This window comes from Escherichia sp. E14S1 (assembly GCF_004211995.1).
Lineage (GTDB): Bacteria > Pseudomonadota > Gammaproteobacteria > Enterobacterales > Enterobacteriaceae > Escherichia.
Genome location: NZ_RHJQ01000003.1, coordinates 311,990 through 335,495, shown reverse-complemented (window position 1 = coordinate 335,495; position 23,506 = coordinate 311,990). Strand labels below are relative to the sequence as shown.

The 23,506-nt window shown below is 48.6% G+C and carries 22 protein-coding genes and 1 tRNA gene; 8 read left to right on the top strand and 15 right to left on the bottom strand.

The genetic code is table 11. The annotated features are described in order from the left end of the window. Positions 1 to 7: 7 nt before the first annotated feature. The 6 genes from clsC to csgB all read right to left on the bottom strand — a co-directional run bounded on the left by clsC (position 8) and on the right by csgB (position 3,833). Positions 8 to 1,489: a cardiolipin synthase ClsC gene (clsC, locus tag D9734_RS03870; protein ID WP_130205475.1), complete on the bottom strand. Its 1,482-nt coding sequence runs from the start codon at positions 1,487 to 1,489 to the stop codon at positions 8 to 10. Further along, entirely contained in the window at positions 1,431 to 1,964 is a 534-nt protein-coding gene (ymdB, locus tag D9734_RS03865) for an O-acetyl-ADP-ribose deacetylase (RefSeq protein ID WP_130205473.1), read from the bottom strand. Before ymdB ends, clsC begins: the two co-directional genes overlap by 59 nt. 94 nt (positions 1,965 to 2,058) lie before the next feature. Continuing rightward, a complete protein-coding gene (locus D9734_RS03860; RefSeq protein ID WP_130205471.1) occupies positions 2,059 to 2,370 on the bottom strand; it encodes a type 1 fimbrial protein in 312 nt (103 codons plus the stop codon). A gap of 117 nt (positions 2,371 to 2,487) precedes the next feature. Continuing rightward, positions 2,488 to 2,820 carry a curli assembly chaperone CsgC gene (csgC, locus tag D9734_RS03855; RefSeq protein ID WP_130205469.1) on the bottom strand — a complete coding sequence of 111 codons (333 nt, stop codon included), beginning with the start codon at positions 2,818 to 2,820 and terminating at the stop codon, positions 2,488 to 2,490. Positions 2,821 to 2,878: 58 nt separating this feature from the next. After that, positions 2,879 to 3,337: a curli major subunit CsgA gene (gene csgA, locus D9734_RS03850; protein WP_000771421.1), complete on the bottom strand. Its 459-nt coding sequence runs from the start codon at positions 3,335 to 3,337 to the stop codon at positions 2,879 to 2,881. A gap of 40 nt (positions 3,338 to 3,377) precedes the next feature. Beyond that, complete coding sequence (csgB, locus tag D9734_RS03845) at positions 3,378 to 3,833, bottom strand: curli minor subunit CsgB (protein WP_130205467.1); 456 nt, start codon at positions 3,831 to 3,833, stop codon at positions 3,378 to 3,380. Positions 3,834 to 4,590: 757 nt separating this feature from the next. Between csgB and csgD the strand changes: the two genes are divergently transcribed. From csgD to csgG, 4 genes are read left to right on the top strand one after another with little or no spacing between them, the layout of a single operon-like run. After that, the gene (gene csgD / locus D9734_RS03840) at positions 4,591 to 5,241 is read left to right on the top strand and encodes a biofilm master transcriptional regulator CsgD (RefSeq protein WP_064528493.1); all 651 of its coding nucleotides are present in this window, start codon (positions 4,591 to 4,593) and stop codon (positions 5,239 to 5,241) included. Positions 5,242 to 5,245: 4 nt separating this feature from the next. Then, on the top strand, positions 5,246 to 5,635 hold the full coding sequence (gene csgE / locus D9734_RS03835; RefSeq protein ID WP_130205465.1) for a curli production assembly/transport protein CsgE: 390 nt from the start codon (positions 5,246 to 5,248) through the stop codon (positions 5,633 to 5,635). Between the two features lie 22 nt (positions 5,636 to 5,657). Further along, on the top strand, positions 5,658 to 6,074 hold the full coding sequence (gene csgF, locus D9734_RS03830) for a curli production assembly/transport protein CsgF (RefSeq protein WP_130205464.1): 417 nt from the start codon (positions 5,658 to 5,660) through the stop codon (positions 6,072 to 6,074). 25 nt (positions 6,075 to 6,099) lie between these two features. Further along, positions 6,100 to 6,933, top strand: a complete 834-nt coding sequence (gene csgG, locus D9734_RS03825; protein ID WP_130205462.1) for a curli production assembly/transport protein CsgG — start codon at positions 6,100 to 6,102, stop codon at positions 6,931 to 6,933. Between the two features lie 61 nt (positions 6,934 to 6,994). Here csgG and D9734_RS03820 read toward each other — a convergent pair whose 3' ends face one another. The 4 genes from D9734_RS03820 to ghrA all read right to left on the bottom strand — a co-directional run bounded on the left by D9734_RS03820 (position 6,995) and on the right by ghrA (position 9,895). Continuing rightward, a complete protein-coding gene (locus D9734_RS03820) occupies positions 6,995 to 7,486 on the bottom strand; it encodes a DUF1097 domain-containing protein (RefSeq protein WP_130205460.1) in 492 nt (163 codons plus the stop codon). Positions 7,487 to 7,587: 101 nt separating this feature from the next. Beyond that, positions 7,588 to 8,142 (bottom strand): molecular chaperone YcdY, encoded by a 555-nt coding sequence (gene ycdY / locus D9734_RS03815; RefSeq protein WP_130205458.1) that lies wholly within the window; start codon positions 8,140 to 8,142, stop codon positions 7,588 to 7,590. A 22-nt stretch (positions 8,143 to 8,164) separates the two neighbouring features. After that, positions 8,165 to 8,902, bottom strand: coding sequence for a zinc-binding phosphatase (gene ycdX, locus D9734_RS03810; RefSeq protein ID WP_130205456.1), 738 nt, complete (start codon positions 8,900 to 8,902; stop codon positions 8,165 to 8,167). Between the two features lie 54 nt (positions 8,903 to 8,956). Next, the gene (gene ghrA / locus D9734_RS03805; protein WP_130205454.1) at positions 8,957 to 9,895 is read right to left on the bottom strand and encodes a glyoxylate/hydroxypyruvate reductase GhrA; all 939 of its coding nucleotides are present in this window, start codon (positions 9,893 to 9,895) and stop codon (positions 8,957 to 8,959) included. 233 nt (positions 9,896 to 10,128) lie between these two features. On the opposite strand from ghrA, the gene D9734_RS03800 reads away from it, so the two are divergent. The 3 genes from D9734_RS03800 to D9734_RS03785 all read left to right on the top strand — a co-directional run bounded on the left by D9734_RS03800 (position 10,129) and on the right by D9734_RS03785 (position 12,448). After that, a tRNA-Ser gene (locus D9734_RS03800) sits at positions 10,129 to 10,216 on the top strand. A 784-nt stretch (positions 10,217 to 11,000) separates the two neighbouring features. After that, a complete protein-coding gene (locus D9734_RS03790; RefSeq protein WP_130205450.1) occupies positions 11,001 to 11,378 on the top strand; it encodes a DUF1878 family protein in 378 nt (125 codons plus the stop codon). Positions 11,379 to 11,587: 209 nt separating this feature from the next. Continuing rightward, positions 11,588 to 12,448: a hypothetical protein gene (locus D9734_RS03785; protein WP_130205448.1), complete on the top strand. Its 861-nt coding sequence runs from the start codon at positions 11,588 to 11,590 to the stop codon at positions 12,446 to 12,448. Between the two features lie 113 nt (positions 12,449 to 12,561). Here the strand turns inward: D9734_RS03785 and phoH are convergent, their stop codons facing one another. The 5 genes from phoH to putP all read right to left on the bottom strand — a co-directional run bounded on the left by phoH (position 12,562) and on the right by putP (position 19,095). Then, complete coding sequence (phoH, locus tag D9734_RS03780; RefSeq protein WP_167850467.1) at positions 12,562 to 13,350, bottom strand: phosphate starvation-inducible protein PhoH; 789 nt, start codon at positions 13,348 to 13,350, stop codon at positions 12,562 to 12,564. Positions 13,351 to 13,981: 631 nt separating this feature from the next. Further along, complete coding sequence (efeB, locus tag D9734_RS03775; RefSeq protein WP_130205444.1) at positions 13,982 to 15,253, bottom strand: iron uptake transporter deferrochelatase/peroxidase subunit; 1,272 nt, start codon at positions 15,251 to 15,253, stop codon at positions 13,982 to 13,984. Between the two features lie 5 nt (positions 15,254 to 15,258). Then, positions 15,259 to 16,386, bottom strand: a complete 1,128-nt coding sequence (efeO, locus tag D9734_RS03770) for an iron uptake system protein EfeO (RefSeq protein ID WP_130205442.1) — start codon at positions 16,384 to 16,386, stop codon at positions 15,259 to 15,261. Positions 16,387 to 16,443: 57 nt separating this feature from the next. Then, positions 16,444 to 17,274 carry an iron uptake transporter permease EfeU gene (gene efeU / locus D9734_RS03765; RefSeq protein ID WP_000497942.1) on the bottom strand — a complete coding sequence of 277 codons (831 nt, stop codon included), beginning with the start codon at positions 17,272 to 17,274 and terminating at the stop codon, positions 16,444 to 16,446. Positions 17,275 to 17,586: 312 nt separating this feature from the next. Then, on the bottom strand, positions 17,587 to 19,095 hold the full coding sequence (gene putP / locus D9734_RS03760; RefSeq protein ID WP_113409538.1) for a sodium/proline symporter PutP: 1,509 nt from the start codon (positions 19,093 to 19,095) through the stop codon (positions 17,587 to 17,589). Positions 19,096 to 19,516: 421 nt separating this feature from the next. On the opposite strand from putP, the gene putA reads away from it, so the two are divergent. Next, positions 19,517 to 23,479, top strand: a complete 3,963-nt coding sequence (putA, locus tag D9734_RS03755; RefSeq protein ID WP_130205440.1) for a trifunctional transcriptional regulator/proline dehydrogenase/L-glutamate gamma-semialdehyde dehydrogenase — start codon at positions 19,517 to 19,519, stop codon at positions 23,477 to 23,479. Positions 23,480 to 23,506: the final 27 nt, after the last annotated feature.

Here is a 23,506-nt window from a genome sequence, read left to right as displayed (position 1 = left end):
GCCACACTTACAATAACCATTCAACGGGTAATATTGACGCCAGTCTGACCAAAACCCGCTTCCAGAAACTGGTTGCGGGTTCTTTTTTGAGAATAATTTCTTCCTTCCCGTGACGATCGACCCAGTTAATCCGCCCCCACCGATCCAAACGCAACTGCCAGGCCGCATCATACTGACTCTGAATAAAGCGTTTATCGATCAGTTGCGCCAGCATTTTGCTCTCTATTACCAGGCCCATTTCAGTGTTGAGTAATGTTGAACGCGGGTCGAAATTGAATGAACCAATAAATACGGTTTTGCCATCGACACTGAAGGTCTTGGCATGCAGACTGGCACCGGAATTCCCGGTTATTCCGCGGTCGTGCAGTGTACCGGGTTGTTCCTGCATCGGCTTCAGTTCATAGAGTTCCACGCCATAACGGAGCAATTTTTTGCGCCAGCGTGCGTAGCCAGCATGCACCACAGCGACATCATTGGCGGCAAGTGAGTTGGTTAAGATTGCTATCTTTACCCCTTTTCTTACCATCCGTAACAGTTGCGCTACACCTGCACGCGTCGGCACAAAATAGGAAGAGATAATATCAATCCGCTCGCCGGGTGACCCCATGATATCGAACAGTCGCTGCGGCAGAAGGGAATGGCGTTTTGCTTTGCCCTCCCCTTTCGCAGGATCATCACTTAATAAACGCGTTTTTGCCCAAATAAGCGGTAACGCCCCCTCAACGAGTTGATTCATAAAAGGGCTTGATTCCAGTTTACGCAAATAGCGATGCGTGATGCTGTCATTATGCCAGGATGCGGGTAGTTCAATACGATCAGCCATTTCACCTTCTGGCACATCCAGAACATGCTGCAAGGGTGAAACTGATTTGCAATACCAGTAGCGGGCGAAATCATCAGCGACGTCCTCCACAACCGGCCCCATTGCCATCACATCTAAATCTGAAAAAAGCGGTTCTTCTCCTGCACCAAAATATGCATCGCCAATGTTTCTCCCCCCCACCAGCGTCACCACGCCATCGACGGTAAAACTCTTATTGTGCATACGTCGATTGAGACGGGAAAAATCGGTGATATAGCCAAGCGGACGCAATAAGCGAAATGAGAAAGGATTGAAAAGTCGAACTTCAATCCGCGGGTGGCTATCGAGCAAGCGTAAAATGTCATCAAGTCCGGGGGTATTGTTGTCATCAAGCAACAAACGAACGCGAACGCCACGCTTCGCGGCGGCTAACAGAGCGGAAAACAGTAACCGCCCCGACATATCGTCCTGCCAGATGTAATACTGAACATCCAGCGTATGTTCCGCCATTTCTGCCAGGCGATAACGTGCGGCAAACGCATCCAGACCTTTATCAAGGGGGAAAATGCCGCACAGTCCTGGATGTTGCGAACACAAGTGCAACACCGCGCTCGCCAGCCGAGGCAAATCATTCATCTCCTTGTTGGGTAAGGAGTCTTTCGTAGAGATGGGCGTTTTCTTCATCATAACAGACAAAGTATACCTGCTCGGGTAAAGCGTGACGGATAATAAATTCCCAAACGGTTTTTACTGCTATTTCAGCTGCTGCTGCACGTGGGTATCCATAAACACCAGTACTAATGGCAGGGAAAGCTACCGATGTATAACTGTTCGCCGCCACCAGTCGCAGACTATTGAGATAGGCATCCTGCAATAGCTGATCTTCATTTTGTTCTCCGCCGCGCCACACGGGTCCAACAGTATGTACAACAGCTTTGGCGGGGAGATCGCCTGCGAGGGTAATTACTGCGTGTCCCGTAGGGCAATCGCCCTGTTGTTGTCTGACTTTTAAACAGGCATCCAGCAGCGCCGGACCGGCAGCGCGATGTATAGCGCCATCGACGCCGCCTCCCCCCATCAACGATGGATTTGCCGCATTAACAATCACATCAACAGCCAGTTTGGTAATATCGCCCTGTACAACATGAATACGCGATTTCATAACGCCTCCTTACACCATCTTGTTTCTTAAGTGTACAGCAGGGTTTTTAGAGAAATCGCATTTTTCTTGTCGGCGACGTGAGTGGTTCAGAAACTTAGTTATATTCGATATTCATCACAGCCAGCTTTTTCTGCTCATCAAGATACTGCACTTTTACTGAGGCAATTTGCGCATTTTTAACTTTGCCGCTCATTAGCTCTTTGCTGGAATACGTTTTGCTCTGTACAGGACCATTTTGCATACAGGTCATTTCAACTGGCGCTTGTAGGGAGCTCACGTCACACGCCGGTTCCACAATTTGACCATAAAAATGAATCACGCCACCTTGCGCATTGCTTTCCGCTGTTGCAAAAAAAGGAAAAACCAGGCTGCCAAGCATAAGGGAGTTTAATAACGGTCTGAACATCTCTTCTATTTCCTCAATGATTAATCATCCTTGAGGGTGTGTTATCCATGCTTTCAGGTGGTCGATTCGTATCAGACCATTCTCTTCCGGCTCATTTTATGCTCAACTATCAATACATTAAGACTTTCCTGAAGAGGGCGGCCATTGTTGTGATAAATGAAGTGACTGTCCATCAGAAACAGTAACAACTATTTTCACCCGATCGTCCGGGGAAATATTTAAACTCAACTTCGTCAAGGCAATGGGTTGATTAGCGGGTAATGAAAGGGTCTTTTCTTGCTTCGTATGACTTTGTCCCGAACTGCCTTCACGCAGAGATAATATTTGCACCCGGCACAAGCATGATTGCGTCAGAGTAACCTCAGGAATAATGGTGTACATGTCACCTTGCTGGGTTGTATTAAAGGTTATCTGGCTGGAAAGCGCCGCGAGAAGTAATAACGCGTTCATACTATTCTCCCGAAAAAAAACAGGGCTTGCGCCCTGTTTCTGTAATACAAATTCTATATTAGTACTGATGAGCGGTCGCGTTGTTACCAAAGCCAACCTGAGTTACGTTGACGCTGGAGTTAGATGCAGTCTGGTCAACTGCTGCACCGTTGCCGCCACCGAACTGTTTAACAGTCATTTCAGAGTTTTTACCGTTCCACTGATCCAGTGTCGCGCTGTTACCAAAGCCACGTTGGGTCAGTTCAATTGAGCTGTCATCAGAACCTTGTCCCACGTCTGCGCCGTTACCGCCGCCGTGCTGGGTAATAGTCAGATCAGAGTTGCGGGCATCAGCCTGCAATGCAACAGCAGAGTTACCGCCACCGTATTGGTAAATATTCAGTTCAGAATTCGGGCCGCTGTTATTACCGCCACCACCGTGGTTGCCGCCGCCACCGCCGTACTGAGGAATAGAACCTGCCAGAGCGCTACCGGAGAATACGATTGCTGCAATTGCTGCTACTTTTAAAAGTTTCATGTAAAACCCCCATCGGATTGATTTAAAAGTCGAATGGAAATTAACGCTGTGTTACGCGAATAGCCATTTGCGACTGTCTCTGCACTACAATTGCCGTTTTTTGAGTACCATACTGCGTAATATTTGCTTTATTACCAGAACCTTTCTGGATAATCATTGCAGTATTACCATATGCGCCCTGCGAAATACTGGCATCGTTGGCATTGCCCGCCTGATCAATATACGCAAGGTTATAATCTCCTGTCTGGTCAATCTTTGCCCGGTTGTTATTACCATCTTGCGAAACAACCGACAAAAGTTTAGAGCCTCCCTGCCGTAACTGTGCACTATTATTAGCACCAGCTTGACCAATTATGGCTGCCTGATTAAATGAAGACTTACTCAATTCATTTACCGCAAAGTTATACTCTGAATTAGCTAAATCATAACCTGCCGCGGCTGCAATCCCAGGCGCACCCAGTACTGTTAACATCATAAATAACAATCTGTTTTTCATGTTGTCACCCTGGACCTGGTCGTACATTTAAGAAATTTAAATCATTTCAACTTGGTTGTTAACGCAAACCGTTTTTTGTTAACGCTGCGTTACGATGGAAAGTATGTCTGCGGAAATATTTTTAATAACTCACCCGCGCGTTGTATTTTTCTTTTTTTACTCATGCCAAAGTATTAAAACTCGCGTAAATACGCTGTTATTTACGCAAAAATTATTTTGTTTACTTTTAAACCGTCGTTTTTTGACCGCGAAAATTCGACAAACTATCTCTCCTCATGATTCACGAAGATTCTGTCGATATGTTTGCCTGACAAGCCGTCACAAACATCGTTTTTTTGCAGCCAAAAATTGTCCATGAAGAGAATCTGAAAATGCAGACAATTTTAGCGCAACAAAAGGACCAGAGATAAATAACATTTATTAAAATAATCATGTAGTTACGTGTATTTGTATGACTTTTCAAAATTGTGCAATAAAAGCCATATGTACAACTTTTCTATCATTACCAAACTTAATAATCCCTTAATGTTAACAAATTTAATTACCAGATTACATTTTGTTACATGTTTAACACTTGATTTAAGATTTGTAATGGCTAGATTGAAATCAGATGTAATCCATTAGTTTTATTTTTTACCCATTTAGGGTTGATTTATTACTACACACAGCAGTGCAACATCTGTCAGTACTTCTGGTGCCTTTATTGAATAAAGGCAGCTGTCAGGTGTGCGATTAATAAAAAGAGCGGGGTTTCATCATGTTTAATGAAGTCCATAGTATTCATGGTCATACATTACTGTTAATCACTAAACCTTCCTTGCAAGCGACTGCGTTATTGCAGCATTTAAAACAATCGCTGGCAATCACAGGAAAACTACATAACATTCAACGTTCTCTGGACGATATATCTTCTGGCTGCATTATTTTGTTGGATATGATGGAAGCAGATAAAAAACTCATCCATTACTGGCAAGATACATTAAGCAGAAAACACAACAACATCAAAACACTGTTGTTAAATACTCCAGACGATTACCCGTACCGCGACATTGAAAACTGGCCTCATATCAACGGTGTTTTTTACGCCCTGGAGGATCAAGAACGCGTCATCAATGGGTTGCAAGGCGTCTTACGCGGGGAATGCTACTTTACGCAAAAACTTGCCAGCTATCTGATCACACATTCAGGTAACTATCGTTATAACAGCACGGAATCTGCCCTCCTTACTCATAGGGAAAAAGAGATCCTTAATAAACTGCGTATCGGCGCCTCCAATAACGAGATTGCTCGCTCGCTGTTCATCAGCGAAAATACGGTTAAAACGCATCTTTATAATCTTTTCAAGAAGATAGCAGTCAAAAACCGGACTCAAGCAGTCTCATGGGCAAACGATAACCTCAGGCGATAAAGCCATGAAACGTTATTTATGCTGGATTGTAGCAGCGAATATTTTCTTCGCTGCGGGGAATGTTCACGCCGTAGAGGTAGAAGTACCGGGATTGTTAACTGACCATACTGTTTCATCCATTGGACATGATTTTTATCGTGCCTTTAGTGATAAATGGGAAAGTAGCTATACCGGGAACTTGACGATTAATGAAAGGCCCAGTGCACGATGGGGAAGCTGGATCACCATAACGGTAAATCAGGACGTTATTTTCCAGACTTTTTTATTCCCATTGAAAAGAGACTTCGAGAAAACTGTTGTCTTTGCACTGGCACAAACTGAAGAAGCACTGAACCGTCGACAGATTAGTCAGGCTTTACTGAGTACGGGCGATTTAGCGCCTGATGAATTTTAAATTAAATTGTCCGGAGGCTGCAATGCGTGTCAAACATGCAGTAATTCTACTCATGCTAATTTCGCCAATAAGTTGGGCCGGGAATATGACCTTCCAGTTCCGCAATCCTAATTTTGGTGGCAACCCCAATAATGGTGCTTTTTTACTAAACAGCGCCCAGGCACAGAACTCGTATAAAGACCCTAGCTATAATGATGACTTTGGTATTGAAACACCCTCGGCGTTAGATAACTTCACCCAGGCCATTCAGTCACAAATATTAGGTGGGCTGCTGACAAATATTAATACGGGTCAGCCAGGACGAATGGTGACTAACGAATATATCGTCGATATTGCCAACCGGGATGGTCAGCTGCAACTGAACGTAACCGATCGTAAAACGGGTCAAACGTCCACGATTCAGGTTTCGGGATTACAAAATAACTCAACCGATTTTTAAGCCCCAGCTTTGTAAGGAAAATAATATGCAGCGCTTATTTGTTTTGGTTGCAGTCATGTTGCTGAGTGGATGCTTAACCGCACCACCAAAAGAAGCCGCCAAGCCGACATTAATGCCTCGAGCTCAAAGCTACAAAGATTTAACCCATTTGCCTTCGCCAACGGGCAAAATCTTTGTCTCGGTATACAACATCCAGGATGAAACTGGACAATTTAAACCCTATCCGGCAAGTAACTTCTCCACCGCAGTTCCGCAAAGCGCGACCGCTATGTTGGTCACCGCATTGAAAGATTCGCGTTGGTTTGTACCGCTGGAGCGTCAGGGCCTACAAAACTTACTGAACGAACGTAAGATTATTCGTGCGGCACAGGAAAATGGCACCGTTGCGCTCAATAACCGGATCCCGCTACAGTCGCTGACGGCAGCCAATATCATGGTTGAAGGGTCGATTATTGGTTATGAAAGTAACGTGAAATCGGGCGGTGCCGGGGCGAGATACTTCGGTATTGGCGCCGATACGCAGTACCAACTTGACCAAATCGCGGTGAACTTGCGTGTCGTTAATGTCAGCACCGGTGAAATCCTGTCATCAGTGAACACCAGTAAGACCATTCTTTCCTATGAAGTCCAGGCCGGCGTCTTCCGCTTTATCGACTACCAGCGGTTACTGGAAGGGGAAGTAGGATATACCTCAAACGAACCCGTTATGCTATGCCTGATGTCGGCGATTGAAACCGGTGTTATCTTCCTGATTAATGATGGTATCGACCGCGGTCTGTGGGATTTGCAGAATAAAGCAGATCTGCAGAATGACATTCTGGTGAAATACCGCCATCTGTCAGTACCGCCGGAATCCTGATCCATAAAAAAGCCGGAGTATTAATCCGGCTTTTACGTATTCAATATAAAGCGTGATTCTCTCACGCTTTATTTTTTACTTGTTGCTCATGGTTAGCGGTCTTAGCACTGCGCGCCGCCAACCAAAGCCCACTGTTTTTCATCGCGTAACCAAACACCAGCCCAAGCGCCAGAGATGGCAATACCAGTTTCCAGTTTCCCTGCGCGGCAAACGTCGCACACGCACCGATAAATGTACCCGGAACAAATGACAGCAATAGCTGTTTGGCCTGAATACACATCAGGAAAGCGACAATGCCAGTCATGACATAGCCAACTATTTCCAGATGGGGTGCCAGCGCACTACCGTAAATAATGACCATTGCCCACACCACACCGCTAAGCAGCGTCGCAGCGGAGATCGCCAACCCTTTCAGGCCGCCTTGCGGACAGGCAAAGTAGGCCGTGCAGCCAAGGAAACCCGCCCAGCTGAGTAAACCAAGGGAAACAGCCACCCATCCCCAGATACCGGAGAGAATGCCTGTTGTGATTGCAATAGAGAGAAGTATGTTCATGCCGCGAATGATAGCAGAAAACGCGGCCATGAATGAGATCGAGCACACATTTTATGCAACGTAGAGTTTGATGTTGCATTCATTAGTGACCACGATCACACTTATTCTTCTTTTTCTTCCTCAAGTTCATCCCACATTGCGCCGATAGCATCGCGGGTCAGTGGTGCCATAGTGCGCCAGAACGGCGTGGTTGCATGGGCCTCAATTTTACCGAGAAATGCGCCACACCACGGCAACAGATACTCGCTGAACAACGTTTCCAGAGCTTCGCTTTCATCTTCCGTTGACTGATCCTCCAGCCAGGAAGCCGCAAGCAGTAACGTGCCGATGTGATCGGCTGGCGTATCTGCTAACGGCATCCCGCGTTCTGAAAGAAAAGCACGCACTTCCGCTTCCGTCGCGCCCTCAACCCAGGCACTGCGGTAAGGCGGTACTGCACATTCATCGCCGATAAACAGCGCATTGTAATCGGCAGATACTTGCGCCATATCACAACTTTTCTGCAAGCGTGCCAGCAACTCATCCTGCTCCAGAGGCCAGCTCGCTGCCAATTTTCCCTCACGAATCAGGGTAAACAGCGGAACCAGTAAAGGGTCCTGCGGTTGGCGGTAATAAAGTGACCCCAGTACACGACACAGGATAGAAAACTCGTTCATTTATTTATTTCCATAAAAGCAATTAAAGTTCAGCAAATTCCGCAATCGGCGCCATACCGCGGGATTCCAGGAAGTTGAGTAAACGGCGCGGTGAAACATTCAAAATGCGTTCTTCTGGAAAATCAACCGCGTCAAGAATTTTACGACACTCTTCAAAATCACCCATAGTAAACGCAGTATGAGAATCCGAGCCTAATGCCACCCAACCGCCAGCATCGCGCACCGCAGCGGCAACTGCACGGCAGTTATCTTCACTGCCTTTGCGCGAGTGTAGGAAGGACGAATTATTGATTTCCAGCGCGACCTGGTGTTTCGCGGCTGCTTCCGCAACTGCTTTGAAATCAATGGAATATTTCGGATTGCCCGGATGGCTTATTATGTGCACATTGCCGCTGGCGATAGTCGCGATCATCGCTTGCGTATTGGTCGCTTCATCATGTGGTGCAAAAACCGGTTCATGAAAACCAGCAATGATTAAATCCAGCGACTCAAACATTTTGCCGCTACAGTCAATTTCACCGTCAACATTTTTAATGTTGGCTTCAATGCCGCGCAGGATCCCTACCCCATCAACCACTCGTGGCCAAATACGCATATTAATGAAATGCCAGTGATGCGGCGCATCTTCCATATCCGGGCCGTGATCGGTAATTGCAAAAAGCTTGATTCCCTTCTGTTTAGCCTGGGCAATGTAGTCACTTAATGTGCTGTATGCATGCGTGCTGGCAACGGTATGCATATGTAGGTCGACGGGATACATAACTCTCTCCTGTATTCAATTCTTGCCAAGGATAGCAGGAATCCTGGCGCTTTATTAGTAGCCTCGAACTCGGTCGACTTGCCCGCTGACAGCCTCACCTCTTTCTAGCTGGGAAATGGTGCGCGAAATATACTCCACTGCTTCGACGGGGCGAGTAATAGCTGCCACATGTGGCGTTATCGTGACGCGTGGATGTTGCCAGAGCGGGCTTTCCGGCGGTAAAGGTTCACGATTAAAAACATCCAGCATTGCTCCTTTAATCTTGCCACTTTCCAGCGCCGCGAGCAGGTCATCTTCCACCACATGGACGCCACGCGCCAGATTGAGAAGATACGCGCCATCTGGTAATTGATTGAATAATTGTTGATTAATAATGCCGACGGTTTCGGGCGTATTCGGTAACAGATTAATCAGTACCCGGCATTGACTCAGAAATGCCTTCAGCTCTTCGCCTCCAGCAAAGCTTTGTACATCTGGCCAGGATTTACGACTGCGACTCCAGCAACGCAGCGGAAAGCGCCATGTTTGTAGACTCTGTGCGACTTTACTGCCCAACACGCCAGCGCCCAGGATGCCAATTGTAAAATCTTCCCGATGATATTCAGGCAGCGGTTGCCAGTGTGAAGCATTTTGCTGGATTCGATAATCGTCAAAACGTCGGAACCAATGTAGCACCTGGCTGACAGCATATTCCTGCATTTGCTCGCCCATACCGGTATCTTCCAGGCGGAAAAGCGGAATGGAGGGTTTAAGCATTTCAGGGTGTGCCTGTAGTTTACTCAATATAGAATCCACACCGGCGCCTAGTGCAAACACAGCTTTAAGATCGCGTCCTGCCAGCATTTCAACTGGAGGATGCCAGACTAACGCATAATCCGCGCCCTGGTTATCTCCGTTTTTCCAGGCTCTGACCCTGGCATGAGGTATCGCTTTACTCAGCGCCTCAATCCACCATTTTGAGTCAAAGGTTGGGTGATAAAAGATGATATCCATATTGGCTCCCGAAAAGAGTTGAGCGGAATTTATTCGCGCTTATTGTTATGATCTGCAAGGAACATCAGAATAGCAAATCTGCTGTCGGTGGCAAAAAAAGCGAAACTTGCTTATTTAAGCCGCAAATTGATTGAAGTTTGAATAAACGCACTTTTTTTTAAAAAAGTTTGTTGACCCGAGGCGACTATTTCCCTAAATTAGCGCCCGTTCCAGCAAGACAGGAACAACAATTTGGTGAGGTGTCCGAGTGGCTGAAGGAGCACGCCTGGAAAGTGTGTATACGGCAACGTATCCGGGGTTCGAATCCCCGCCTCACCGCCATATTTAAAGAAGAGCTCGTACGAAAGTACGGGCTTTTTTTTCGCATATTGCACAACCTGGCGGGGATGAGAAGCCCGGACCGGGTTCGACAACTGGCGACAGCCAGTTGGACAGACCGCGAACGTAGTGAGCGGGCTGCCCGCAGGGCGAGCGAAGCGAGTCAATCCCCGCCTCACCGCCATATTCTGAGAAGAGCTCGTACGAAAGTACGGGCTTTTTTTTCGCATGTGACCCGTCCTGGCGGGGTGAGAAGCCCGGACCCGGGTTCGACAACTGCGGCAGCCAGTTGGACAGACCGCGAACGCAGTGAACGGGCTGCCCGCAGGGCGACGAGGAATTTCCCAACATAGTCTCCTGTTGCGTTCAGAAAGGATGCGGTAAGCGATACCTTGTTTTGCAAAATCATTTTTGCATTAGATAATACCGAAATAACATTTATTATTTACCAAAGCAAAAGCTGAATATAAATGTACAAAGTGATTCAATTCTAACTATTGCGGGTAAATGGATGGGAGTATCCTTTAATAACAGACAGCATGACTATGCTCTTCTGAAGCGAGCACAAGACAAAAGAGTTTCCGATATTGCTTTAGGAACTCTTGATACAAAAGATCCTGATGCTGATACTCACCTGCTTCTTGTTGAAGCAAAATAAATCTTAACTCTTACGAAACAGGTTGGCATTCAGGCACTCCAGACTCGCATATGTTCATGATCTACAAACCAAGACTCAAGATGTCATATCTGCGATGAATTCTACAAATTCTAAAATGGAGGATAAAGCATGAACTTAACTGAAATTTCAAAAGAAATTGAAAAATTGAAATACCATATAAGTATCCTTGGTGACATAATCGATTACCATAATCATCCTGTGGAGTCATTAACTATTTCAATGGATTGGAATGAAAAAAACATTAATCGTACACATGATATATTTGAAAAATACGATGAAAAATTAAGCAACAATGAAAAATTAAAATGGTATGAATTTGAAAACGACTTAAAAGATGAACTCGATATTGAATACCAAATGGTAAAACAAGTTATTCTTGCTTTTTACAAAAACCATCAGTGGACAGATGTTTGTTATCAATATGCGCTGAGTTTTGGCCCCAACATACCTGCCGAGTTTTACCAAATTATTCGCCACAATAACTGATTGTTTATCTGGTAGTAGGCTAAATCTATTACCAGATAAATGCTTTTGTTCATAATCATTTATTTATCAACTAATCTAATGCACAAACTGATATGGCATTGATTCGGGCGATGAGGCAGTAAATTACATACGATATTAATAATAATCTTGCGCATGTATTAATATCAATAAGTATAGTTTTCATAATAAATAAATTTAAGGATAGAACCATGTATAATACAAAGCGGATTGCCTGGCGTGCATATAAAAAAGGGTATCATACAGGGGAGAGTATAAAATGGTTTTCATATTTTCACTCAATTCTTACTGGAGCCTGCTTTACCTTTTTTATTGGGCTTTTTAGTGTACCCCCTGTTAATATCTCCAATAGTTTTCCGCTATGGTGGGCTACGTTAGGTTTCGCAATATCAACATTACTGAACACAGGCTTCTCATTATTTTACATATTCGCAAGTGACGAAAGGGAATTCATTTTTGAGCTACACTCATATAGTAAAGTCGGTAATTTATTGATTATTACTTCATTAGCACTACCAGTAATTTCATTTATCATGTTACTTTTTTATTACTCCACACATATTGGCGTAATTATTTTATTTGTCACGGCCATCATTTTATTGATAATAAAAAGAATGTTTTCAGAGATAAAATCAACAAAGGATAAAATAGAAAAGAGAAAATTATGGTCAATTGAAAATGATAAGTTTGATGATTATGATACAATATGTGAACATTATGACTTTCCAATTTTCACACCAGAAGAACAAACCCAGAGAAATATTGAGTTTTATTTCCTTATCAAGATAAATAAAATTATTAAAAATTTTCAAGACAGCAACCCTCAAATCGACAACATGGATAATATTGATTTTTTCAATAACGAATTACTCAGCATTATTCAAGAAATGTATAACAGCAGAAATTTTCACCCGGGAATTTTATCAAAAAAAACAAAGGAATTGATTTTATTAACCATGACCGACAACAATGAATTAAACAAGGAAAAAATCGCAGAAGAGCTGACAAAACTGAATGAATATATTGAGAACAGACTTTATAATTTAAAATAGCTATCCTGCATTGCAACTAAACCGGCTGTAGGTAGTTTCAGATAAATTTGCACTCCGGGCATACACATCAAAAACAAAGCCCGGTTAGCCCGGGCTCTGCGTTTGTAATGCGCTTAACTATAGGCATGTAGCGTACGTTGGCAAAGTGCCGAACGTACGCAATCATTTTTGCCGAACCGGACGATCCCGACCATTTCATCTTCTTCGAAACGTTCCAGCGCATCACTTAATCCGGAGCGCACGCCGCGAGGCAGATCGCATTGCGTGATATCACCATTGACGATAACCGTTACGTTTTCCCCGAGGCGGGTTAAAAACATTTTCATTTGCGCGGCAGTCACATTCTGCGCCTCGTCAAGAATGACAACTGCATTTTCAAAGGTACGTCCACGCATATAGGCGAACGGCGCGATTTCCACCTTCCCTATTTCCGGTCGCAGGCAATACTGCATAAAGGAAGCCCCCAGGCGCCGGACCAGCACGTCATAGACCGGACGAAAATAGGGAGCAAACTTTTCTGCGATATCTCCAGGTAAGAAGCCAAGGTCTTCATCGGCTTGCAAAACTGGACGGGTGACGATGATCCTGTCGACATCCTTATGTATCAGGGCCTCAGCCGCTTTTGCCGCACTGATCCAGGTTTTACCGCACCCGGCTTCGCCCGTAGCGAATATCAGCTGCTTACTCTCAATAGCCTTCAGATAGTGCAATTGCGCTTCATTTCGCGCCACGATTGGCGAAGTATCGCGACTGTCGCGGGCCATACCAATGGCTTCTACGCCGCTCATCTGCACAAGCGAGGTGACCGATTCTTCTTCACGCTGTTTATGGCTGCGTGAATCCCGTCTCAGCACACGTTTTGCTTCGCGACGAGCTTTGATCACTGCTTTTTGTCTTCCCATGGAGAGCACCTTGAGTTGTTTGTATTCATCACACGCGCCGTTGGCAGCGCGATTATGCGCACGAACATCAGAGGGTTGGCTTCCTTGTAAGCCATAGTTTGCTTTTGGAAATAACACCGAAAACGGCTACGCGCACCGTTCACGGCGTCGGTAACACAAGAAAAGGGAGGAAGTGAGTAAAAATACAGAGTGACGAAGTTGCTACCGGAGGAGAAATCTCCGCGTTTGGTCGAGCGTTGATTGTCAAAAACATGTCCAGTGCAGGACGTTACCATCCGCGATCTCCATAGTGACTGACTATCACTGCCGGGAACTACCGCTGTTACTTAATAAGTACAACAGTTTTCGCATTTATTGCAACAATATTTTTACTTGAATTTAACCATAAAACACCATTTCAGTGACATCACTTTCTACTGGAAAGATGACAGAGTGATGACAGTGATGAAAAAAGCTGTGTGCTTTCAGCAGGATTCGCAGTACTGGTAAGATGTACCTTGTGTTTGCCGGATGCGGCGTAAACGCCTTATTCGGCCTACCGAGCCAGCACCGATTGTAGGCCTGATAAGATGCGCCAGCATCGCATCAGGCATCAGTGCACGAACGCCGGATGCGCCGCCGCCTAAAAACATTAAACCTGCAATAGCGCCCTTCCCAGGTAATCATTCGCCTCCTTCACCCCCGGCAACGCAAAAAAATAACCGCCGCCGATAGGTTTGACGTATTCCTCCAGCGCTTCGCCATTGAGCCTTTTTTGTACTGTCAGGAAGCCCTTTTCCAGATCGTGTTGGTAGCAGACAAACAATAACCCCATATCCAGTTGCCCGGAGTTGGTGACGCCCAACGAATAACTGTAGCCACGACGCAGCATCAGACTGGACTCACTCTCCGCCGTGCGGGGATTCGCCAGACGAATATGGCTGTCCAGCGCAATCACCTTCCCTTCCGGATCGCTGGCGTAATCCGGCACATCGTGCTCATGCTTCATCCCCAGCGGCGCACCGGTTTGCTTATCACGACCAAAAATCGTCTGCTGTTCTTTCAGCGGCGTTCTGTCCCAAAATTCCACCCGAAACTGAATCAAGCGCACCGCCTGGTAGCTGCCGCCGATAGCCCACGTAGGCTCCTGCTGATCTGCCGTGACCCACACCACTTTTTGCATCAACTTATCATTCTGGCTATCGGGATTGGCAGTGCCGTCTTTAAAGCCCAACAAATTTATCGGCGTCTCTTTGCCTTTACTACGCGCCGCGTGATCGGAAATAAACCCTTCCCGCTTCCAGCGCACACTGAGCAAATCCGGCGTGTGTTTGATGATATCGCGCAGCGCATGGATCACCGTGTCCTGGGTGTTGGCGCAAATTTGTAGCAACACATCACCATGACATAACGCCGCATCAAGCGAGTCGTTGGGGAAACGCGTCATCTTCTGCAACTTTTTCGGCATCTGCGGCGCAAGCCCAAACCGTTCATCAAACAATGAGTGGCCCACCGATAACGTGATGGTGAGATTATCGGGCGCAATGTAGTCGCCAAGAATGCCGGAATCGAGTGGTGGCAGGCGCGGATTTGGTGTTTCTGGTGCCGCTCCGCCCTTAGTCAGAAAAGCAAAACGCTGAGTCAACAAGCGAAACAATCGTTCAAGATCGGCTTTATCGCTGGCAAGCACATCAAACGCCACCAGCATCATTGCGGCCTGTTGTGGCGTCAGGATCCCTGCCTGATGCTCACCGTAAAACGGCTGTTTCTCATTACGTGCATCCGGTGAAAGCGTACCCGGCGCACTTTGCGTTTTTTGTGCATGAGCGACCGGACAACTTCCCGCCAGCGCCAGCGCACCAATCCCTTTCAATAAACGTCGGCGTGACAGTTCATTCACGCCGTTTTCATCTTCATACTGCATAACGCTTAGTCCAGCCCCAGCACACCGCGAAGTTGCGCCAGATCTTCCGCCAGCGCAGTAATCGGCCCTTTCAGCGCGTTACGGTCGGCGTCGGTCAGCTTGTCGTAGGTTTCAAAACCGTCTTTGGTACGGTATTTCGCCAGAATGGTATCGACCTTTTTGAAGTTAGCATCGACTTTTGCCAGCAGCTCCGGGTTGGCTTTTTGCAGTTGTGGACGCAGCAGATCGACAATTTTCTGCGAGCCTTCAACGTTAGCCTGGAAGTCCCACAGATCGGTGTGGCTATAGCGATCTTCTTCACCGCTGATTTTGCTGGCTGCCACTTCCTCAATCAGTCCGGCTGCGCCGCCGACCACTTTTGAAGGTGGGAAAGCCAGTTCACTGATGCGTTTTTGCAAATCGACCACATCGGTATAAAGCTGGTCAGCGTACGTATCCATCCCTTTGGTGGTGTTGTCGCCAAACAATGCTTTTTCCAGACGGTGGAAACCGGTGAATTTTGGATCGGCGGCTTTTTGCTCGTAATCATCTTCACGGGCGTCAATGCTGCCATCCAGATCGGAGAACAGTTCAGCAATCGGTTCGATGCGCTCATAGTGCTGACGCGTCGGCGCATACAGTGCTTTCGCTTTTTCGATATCGCCTGCTTTGATGGCGTCGGTAAAGGCTTTAGTGTCGGTCACCAGCTGCGTGGTTTCTGCCATGACATACGCTTTATATGCAGTAATTGCACCACCAAGACTTAACAGCGCATCACTTTGCGCCGCATCCGCCGTTGCCTCACCTTTAACGATCAACTTCCCTTTCGGGTTAGTGAGCAGACCGCAGGTCATATCGTATTCGCCAGGCTGTAAATTCGCCGTCATTTTCTGGCTAAAGCCAGGGGCGATATTTTCCCGCTCTTCCACTACCATTACGCCTTTAAGGATCTCCCACTCCAGCGCCTTCTGGCTGTGGTTCTGAATGATAAATTGCGTTTTCCCGGCGTTAACCGTAATGGACATCGGTTCGCACTGCTTATCCGTCACGGTCACTTTGACCTGCGGCACATCAGCGGCGTTAGCCATAAAAGCAGAAGAAAACAGCGCAGCCACGCTCAACTGCAATGCGTTACGGCGAAAGTTAATGGTCATGACGAGACTATCCCTTTAAAGTATGTTGTAACTAAGCAAGAGTTTGCGTCGTATTCGTTATGCGGAGCGAGACGCTGTCGCCCCTGCACGTGGTGGCAGAGCAAATGCCACCAGCGCCGGGATGAGATAAATAAACCAGACGGCGACTTCGCTGACGCTCGGCGCTTCCTGATAGCCAAAAATCCCTTCCATTAGCGTGCCAAATAGCGAGTGAGTTGAGAGCACCGCGCTCATATCGAAGGCGATTTCCTGAAAGTGGTTCCACAGGCCAGCTTCATGAAATGCGCGAATGGCACCAGCTGCCAGCCCTGCGGCGACGAAGAGAATAAACAGGCTGGTCCATTTGAAAAATGCGCCGAGATTAAGACGAATACCGCCCCAGTAGAGCAGGAAGCCGAGCACCACGGCAGTAGCAAGACCGAGCATTGCACCCAGCGGCGGCCAAATCCCGACATCTTGTTGAAATGCCGCCAGCAGGAAAAAGACCGACTCCAGCCCTTCCCTTGCAACAGCAAAAAAGACCATCATCACCAGCGCCCAGCCATGATGATTTCCACGCTGCAATGCGCTATCGACTGCTTGTTCCAGTTGCACTTTGACGTTGCGCGACACTTTGCGCATCCAGAAAACCATCCAGGTGAGGATCACCACAGCGATCACTGCCACGATACCTTCAAACAGTTCCTGTTCTTTTTGCGGGAATTCGCCGGTAGTTTCGTTAATGAAGATACCCAAGCCCAGGCACAACGCAGCGGCAAGCAACACGCCAATCCACATGACACCAATCCACCGGCCTCGCTGGGTACGCTTAAGATAGCTGGCAATCAAACTGACAATCAGCGCGGCTTCAAGTCCTTCGCGCAACATAATGAGAAACGGAACAAACATGCCACCACCCTTAAACGTTTTTCTGAGTCAATCTATGCAAAGAAAAGTAAATCGCAGTGATAGCGATTATCATTACGATGAAGAAAAATACAAGCGGAATGTTTATAAAATGATGTTGGAATGTAAACAAAGAGAGATAATGCCCGGGATATAAACGATTATTCCAGGGTAGAAAGATGGGATTGTTTACAACGAGCCATGTGTTCTTGCCAGATGCCGCGTAAACGCCTTATCCGGCAAGAACCACACAACTATTTTAATGCTGCGCAACACGCTGCTGAAGCCAAACAAAACCGCCGCAGGCTAAGTCCCTTAGCTTTCCTGCAACCGTGACGGCGGCGCTGAATGATAGTGCGCATCGGCCTCGGCAAAGCGTTTTTGCATCGCCGCTGACGGCGCTTTACCCAGCAAACTGAACACCACAATTCCAATGCTACCAAAGATAAAGCCCGGAATAATTTCGTACAGACCCAGCCAGCCGAACTGCTTCCAGACGATAACCGTCAGCGCACCGATGATCATCCCCGCCAGCGCACCGTTGCGCGTCATGCGTGACCACATCACCGAGAACAGCACCACCGGACCAAACGCCGCGCCAAAGCCTGCCCACGCGTAGCTCACTAAGCCCAGCACGCGGTTTTCCGGGTTTGCCGCCAGCGCAATCGCCACCAGCGCCACTACCAGCACCATCACACGCCCTACCCACACCAGCTCTTTCTGGCTGGCATGTTTACGCAGAAACGCTTTGTATAAATCTTCGGTAATCGCACTGGAGCACACCAGCAACTGGCAGCTTAAGGTTGACATCACCGCCGCCAGAATCGCCGACAGCAGAATCCCGGCAATCCACGGGTTAAACAGAATTTGCGCCAGTTCGATAAACACACGCTCGGCGTTCTGATTTACCGCACCCGCCAACGCCGGATGATCGTTAAAGTAAGCAATCCCAAAGAAGCCAACAGCCACCGCCCCTGCCAGGCAGAGGATCATCCAGGTCATACTGATACGACGCGCATGGACAATGCTGTGGTGAGAATCCGCCGCCATAAAACGCGCCAGAATGTGCGGCTGACCGAAATAACCCAGCCCCCAGCCCATCAGCGAGATAATGGCAACAAAGTTCAGCCCTTTGAGCATATCCACGTTTTCGATGCTCTTTTGTTTGATCACTTCCAGCGAGTCGCCAAAGCCACCGACACTGATAATGACGATAACCGGCGTCAGGATCAGGGCAAAAATCATCAGGCTGGCCTGTACAGTGTCAGTCCAGCTCACCGCCAGGAAACCGCCAATAAAGGTGTAAAGGATCGTCGCCACAGCTCCCGCCCACAGAGCCGTTTCGTAGCTCATGCCGAAGGTGCTTTCAAACAGGCGCGCGCCTGCCACAATGCCCGAAGCGCAATAAATGGTGAAGAACAGCAAAATAACCAGCGCGGAGATAATGCGCAAAATGCGGCTTTTATCTTCAAAGCGCCCGGTGAAATAATCCGGCAGAGTTAAGGCGTTATTATTGTATTCGGTATGAACACGCAACCGCCCGGCCACCAGCTTCCAGTTGATCCACGCGCCTAATGTCAGGCCGATGGCGATCCAGCTTTCGGAAATCCCGGAAAGAAAGACTGCGCCCGGCAACCCCATTAACAGCCAGCCGCTCATATCCGACGCACCCGCCGATAATGCCGTCACGAATGGCCCAAGGCTACGACCGCCCAGAATATAGTCGTCAAAGTTTTTGGTTGATCGCCAGGCGATAAACCCGATCAATATCATGCCAAAGATATAGACACAAAATGTCACCAACATCGGTGTGCTAATAGCCATCTAAAGTCTCCAAAAATTATTATCGGCAATGTCGAAACTTGCCGTTATATCTGCCACCGGAACGGGGTAACAGAGTTTATGTTTTACCAGGGCGACCGTATCCTGCCGGAAGTGCTGGTTATTCACAATCGATTTAACACATCATTTACATCAAATTTTATTACCCAGCGATACTATTTTTCATCAGGTTGCACTTCCTCACATTTTTTACGGTTGCACCTTTCAAAAATGTTAACTGCCGCAGAGAAAAAGTCTGCATTACTTTTTTAATCCCTGTCATATCGATTTCTTTTATTAACATTTCATTCATTTTTAAGCTTGCTACGTAAGTCACATTTAACGTGGTTGCACAAAGTTGCAACATAATAGATATTTCACGATAACGTTAAGTTGCACTTTTCAGAACAACAGGAGCAATGGCATGGGAACCACCACCATGGGGGTTAAGCTGGACGACGCGACGCGTGAGCGTATTAAGTCTGCCGCGACACGTATCGATCGCACACCGCACTGGTTAATTAAGCAGGCGATTTTTTCTTATCTTGAACAACTGGAAAATAGCGATACCTTGCCGGAGCTGCCTGCACTGCTTTCTGGCGCAGCCAATGAGAGCGATGAAGCGCCGAATCCGGCAGAGGAACCACACCAGCCTTTCCTCGACTTTGCCGAGCAAATTTTGCCCCAGTCGGTTTCCCGCGCCGCTATCACCGCGGCCTATCGCCGCCCGGAAACCGAAGCGGTTTCTATGCTGCTGGAACAAGCTCGCCTGCCGCAGTCAGTTGCCGAACAGGCGCACAAACTGGCGTATCAACTGGCCGATAAACTGCGTAATCAAAAAAACGCCAGTGGTCGCGCAGGTATGGTTCAGGGGTTATTGCAGGAGTTTTCGCTGTCATCGCAGGAAGGCGTGGCGCTGATGTGTTTAGCGGAAGCGTTGTTACGTATTCCCGACAAAGCCACCCGTGATGCGTTAATTCGCGACAAAATCAGCAACGGTAACTGGCAGTCACACATTGGTCGTAGCCCGTCTTTGTTTGTTAATGCCGCCACCTGGGGGCTGCTGTTTACCGGCAAACTTGTTTCCACCCATAACGAAGCCAGCCTCTCCCGCTCGCTGAATCGCATTATCGGTAAAAGCGGTGAGCCGCTGATCCGCAAAGGTGTGGATATGGCGATGCGCCTGATGGGCGAGCAGTTCGTCACTGGAGAGACTATTGCGGAAGCGTTAGCCAATGCCCGCAAGCTGGAAGAGAAAGGTTTCCGTTACTCTTACGATATGCTGGGCGAAGCCGCGCTGACTGCCGCGGACGCGCAAGCGTATATGGTTTCCTATCAGCAGGCGATTCACGCCATTGGTAAAGCATCCAATGGTCGTGGCATCTATGAAGGTCCGGGCATTTCAATCAAGCTGTCGGCGCTGCATCCGCGTTACAGCCGCGCCCAGTATGACCGCGTAATGGAAGAGCTGTACCCACGTCTGAAATCACTCACCCTGCTGGCGCGTCAGTACGATATTGGTATTAACATCGATGCCGAAGAGGCCGATCGTCTGGAGATCTCCCTCGATCTGCTGGAAAAACTCTGTTTCGAGCCGGAACTGGCAGGCTGGAACGGTATCGGTTTTGTTATTCAGGCTTATCAGAAACGCTGCCCGCTGGTGATTGATTACCTGATTGATCTCGCAACCCGCAGCCGTCGCCGTCTGATGATTCGCCTGGTGAAAGGCGCGTACTGGGATAGTGAAATCAAGCGTGCGCAGATGGACGGCCTTGAAGGTTATCCGGTTTATACCCGCAAGGTGTATACCGACGTTTCTTATCTCGCCTGTGCGAAAAAGCTGCTGGCGGTGCCGAATTTAATCTACCCGCAGTTCGCGACGCACAACGCCCATACGCTGGCGGCGATTTATCAACTGGCGGGTCAAAACTACTACCCGGGTCAGTACGAGTTCCAGTGCCTGCACGGTATGGGCGAGCCACTGTATGAGCAGGTCACCGGGAAAGCTGCCGACGGCAAACTTAACCGTCCGTGTCGTATTTATGCTCCGGTTGGCACACATGAAACGCTGTTGGCGTATCTGGTGCGCCGCCTGCTGGAAAACGGTGCTAACACCTCGTTTGTTAACCGTATTGCCGACACCTCTTTGCCACTGGATGAACTGGTCGCCGATCCGGTCACTGCGGTAGAAAAACTGGCGCAACAGGAAGGGCAAACTGGATTACCGCATCCGAAAATTCCCCTGCCGCGCGATCTTTACGGTCACGGACGCGACAACTCGGCAGGGCTGGATCTCGCCAATGAACACCGTCTGGCCTCGCTCTCTTCTGCCCTGCTCAATAGTGCACTGCAAAAATGGCAGGCCTTGCCAATGCTGGAACAACCGGCCACGGCTGGTGAGATGTCGCCCGTTATTAACCCTGCGGAACCGAAAGATATTGTGGGCTATGTGCGTGAAGCCACACCGCGTGAAGTAGAACTGGCGCTTGAAAGTGCGGTTAATAACGCGCCAATCTGGTTTGCCACTCCTCCGGCTGAACGCGCGGCGATTTTGCATCGCGCTGCCGTGCTAATGGAAAGCCAGATGCAGCAACTGATTGGTATTCTGGTGCGTGAAGCCGGAAAAACCTTCAGCAACGCCATTGCCGAAGTGCGCGAAGCGGTCGATTTTCTCCACTACTACGCCGGACAGGTGCGGGATGATTTCGCTAACGAAACCCACCGTCCATTAGGGCCTGTAGTGTGTATCAGTCCGTGGAACTTCCCGCTGGCTATTTTCACCGGGCAGATTGCTGCCGCACTGGCGGCAGGTAACAGCGTACTGGCAAAACCGGCAGAACAAACGCCGCTGATTGCCGCGCAAGGGATCGCCATTTTGCTGGAAGCGGGTGTACCGCCAGGCGTAGTGCAATTGCTGCCAGGTCAGGGGGAAACCGTGGGTGCGCAACTGACGGGTGATGATCGCGTGCGCGGGGTGATGTTTACCGGTTCAACCGAAGTCGCTACGTTACTGCAACGCAATATCGCCAGCCGCCTGGACGCTCAGGGGCGCCCTATTCCGCTCATCGCTGAAACCGGCGGCATGAACGCGATGATTGTCGATTCCTCCGCCCTGACCGAACAAGTAGTAATAGATGTGCTGGCCTCGGCCTTCGACAGTGCGGGTCAGCGTTGTTCGGCACTGCGCGTGCTGTGCCTGCAAGATGAGATTGCCGACCACACGTTGAAAATGCTGCGCGGCGCAATGGCCGAGTGTCGAATGGGTGATCCTGGTCGCCTGACCACGGATATCGGTCCGGTGATTGATAGCGAAGCGAAAGGCAATATCGAGCGTCATATTCAGACCATGCGTAGCAAAGGCCGTCCGGTGTTCCAGGCGGTGCGGGAAAACAGTGAAGATGCCCGAGAATGGCAAAGCGGCACCTTTGTCGCCCCGACGCTTATCGAACTGGATGACTTTGCCGAATTGCAAAAAGAGGTCTTTGGTCCGGTGCTGCATGTGGTGCGTTATAACCGTAACCAGCTGCCGGAACTGATCGAGCAGATTAACGCTTCCGGCTATGGCCTGACGCTTGGCGTCCATACGCGTATTGATGAAACCATCGCCCAGGTCACTGGCTCGGCCCATGTCGGCAACTTGTATGTTAACCGTAATATGGTTGGCGCGGTGGTTGGGGTGCAACCGTTCGGCGGCGAAGGGTTGTCCGGCACCGGGCCGAAAGCTGGCGGTCCGCTCTATCTCTACCGTCTGCTGGCGAATCGCCCGGAAAGCGCGCTGGCGGTGACGCTCGCCCGTCAGGATGCGGAGTATCCTGTCGATGCGCAGTTGAAAGCCGCATTGACTCAACCGCTGAATGCACTGCGGGAATGGGCAGCAAATCGTCCAGAATTACAGGCGTTATGTACACAATATGGCGAGCTGGCGCAGGCAGGAACACAACGATTGCTGCCAGGGCCGACGGGTGAACGCAACACCTGGACGCTGCTGCCCCGTGAGCGCGTATTGTGTATCGCGGATGATGAACAGGATGCGCTGACTCAGCTTGCCGCCGTGCTGGCGGTGGGCAGCCAGGTGCTGTGGCCGGATGACGCGCTGCATCGTCAGTTAGTGAAGGCATTGCCATCGGCAGTCAGCGAACGTATTCAACTGGCGAAAGCGGAAAATATAACCGCTCAACCGTTTGATGCGGTGATCTTCCACGGTGATTCGGATCAGCTTCGCGCATTGTGTGAAGCGGTTGCCGCGCGGGATGGCGCAATTGTTTCGGTGCAGGGTTTTGCCCGTGGCGAAAGCAATATCCTGCTGGAACGGCTGTATATCGAACGTTCGCTGAGTGTGAATACCGCTGCTGCCGGGGGTAACGCCAGTTTAATGACGATCGGTTAAACAGGTAGCCGGAGGATGTTGCAACCT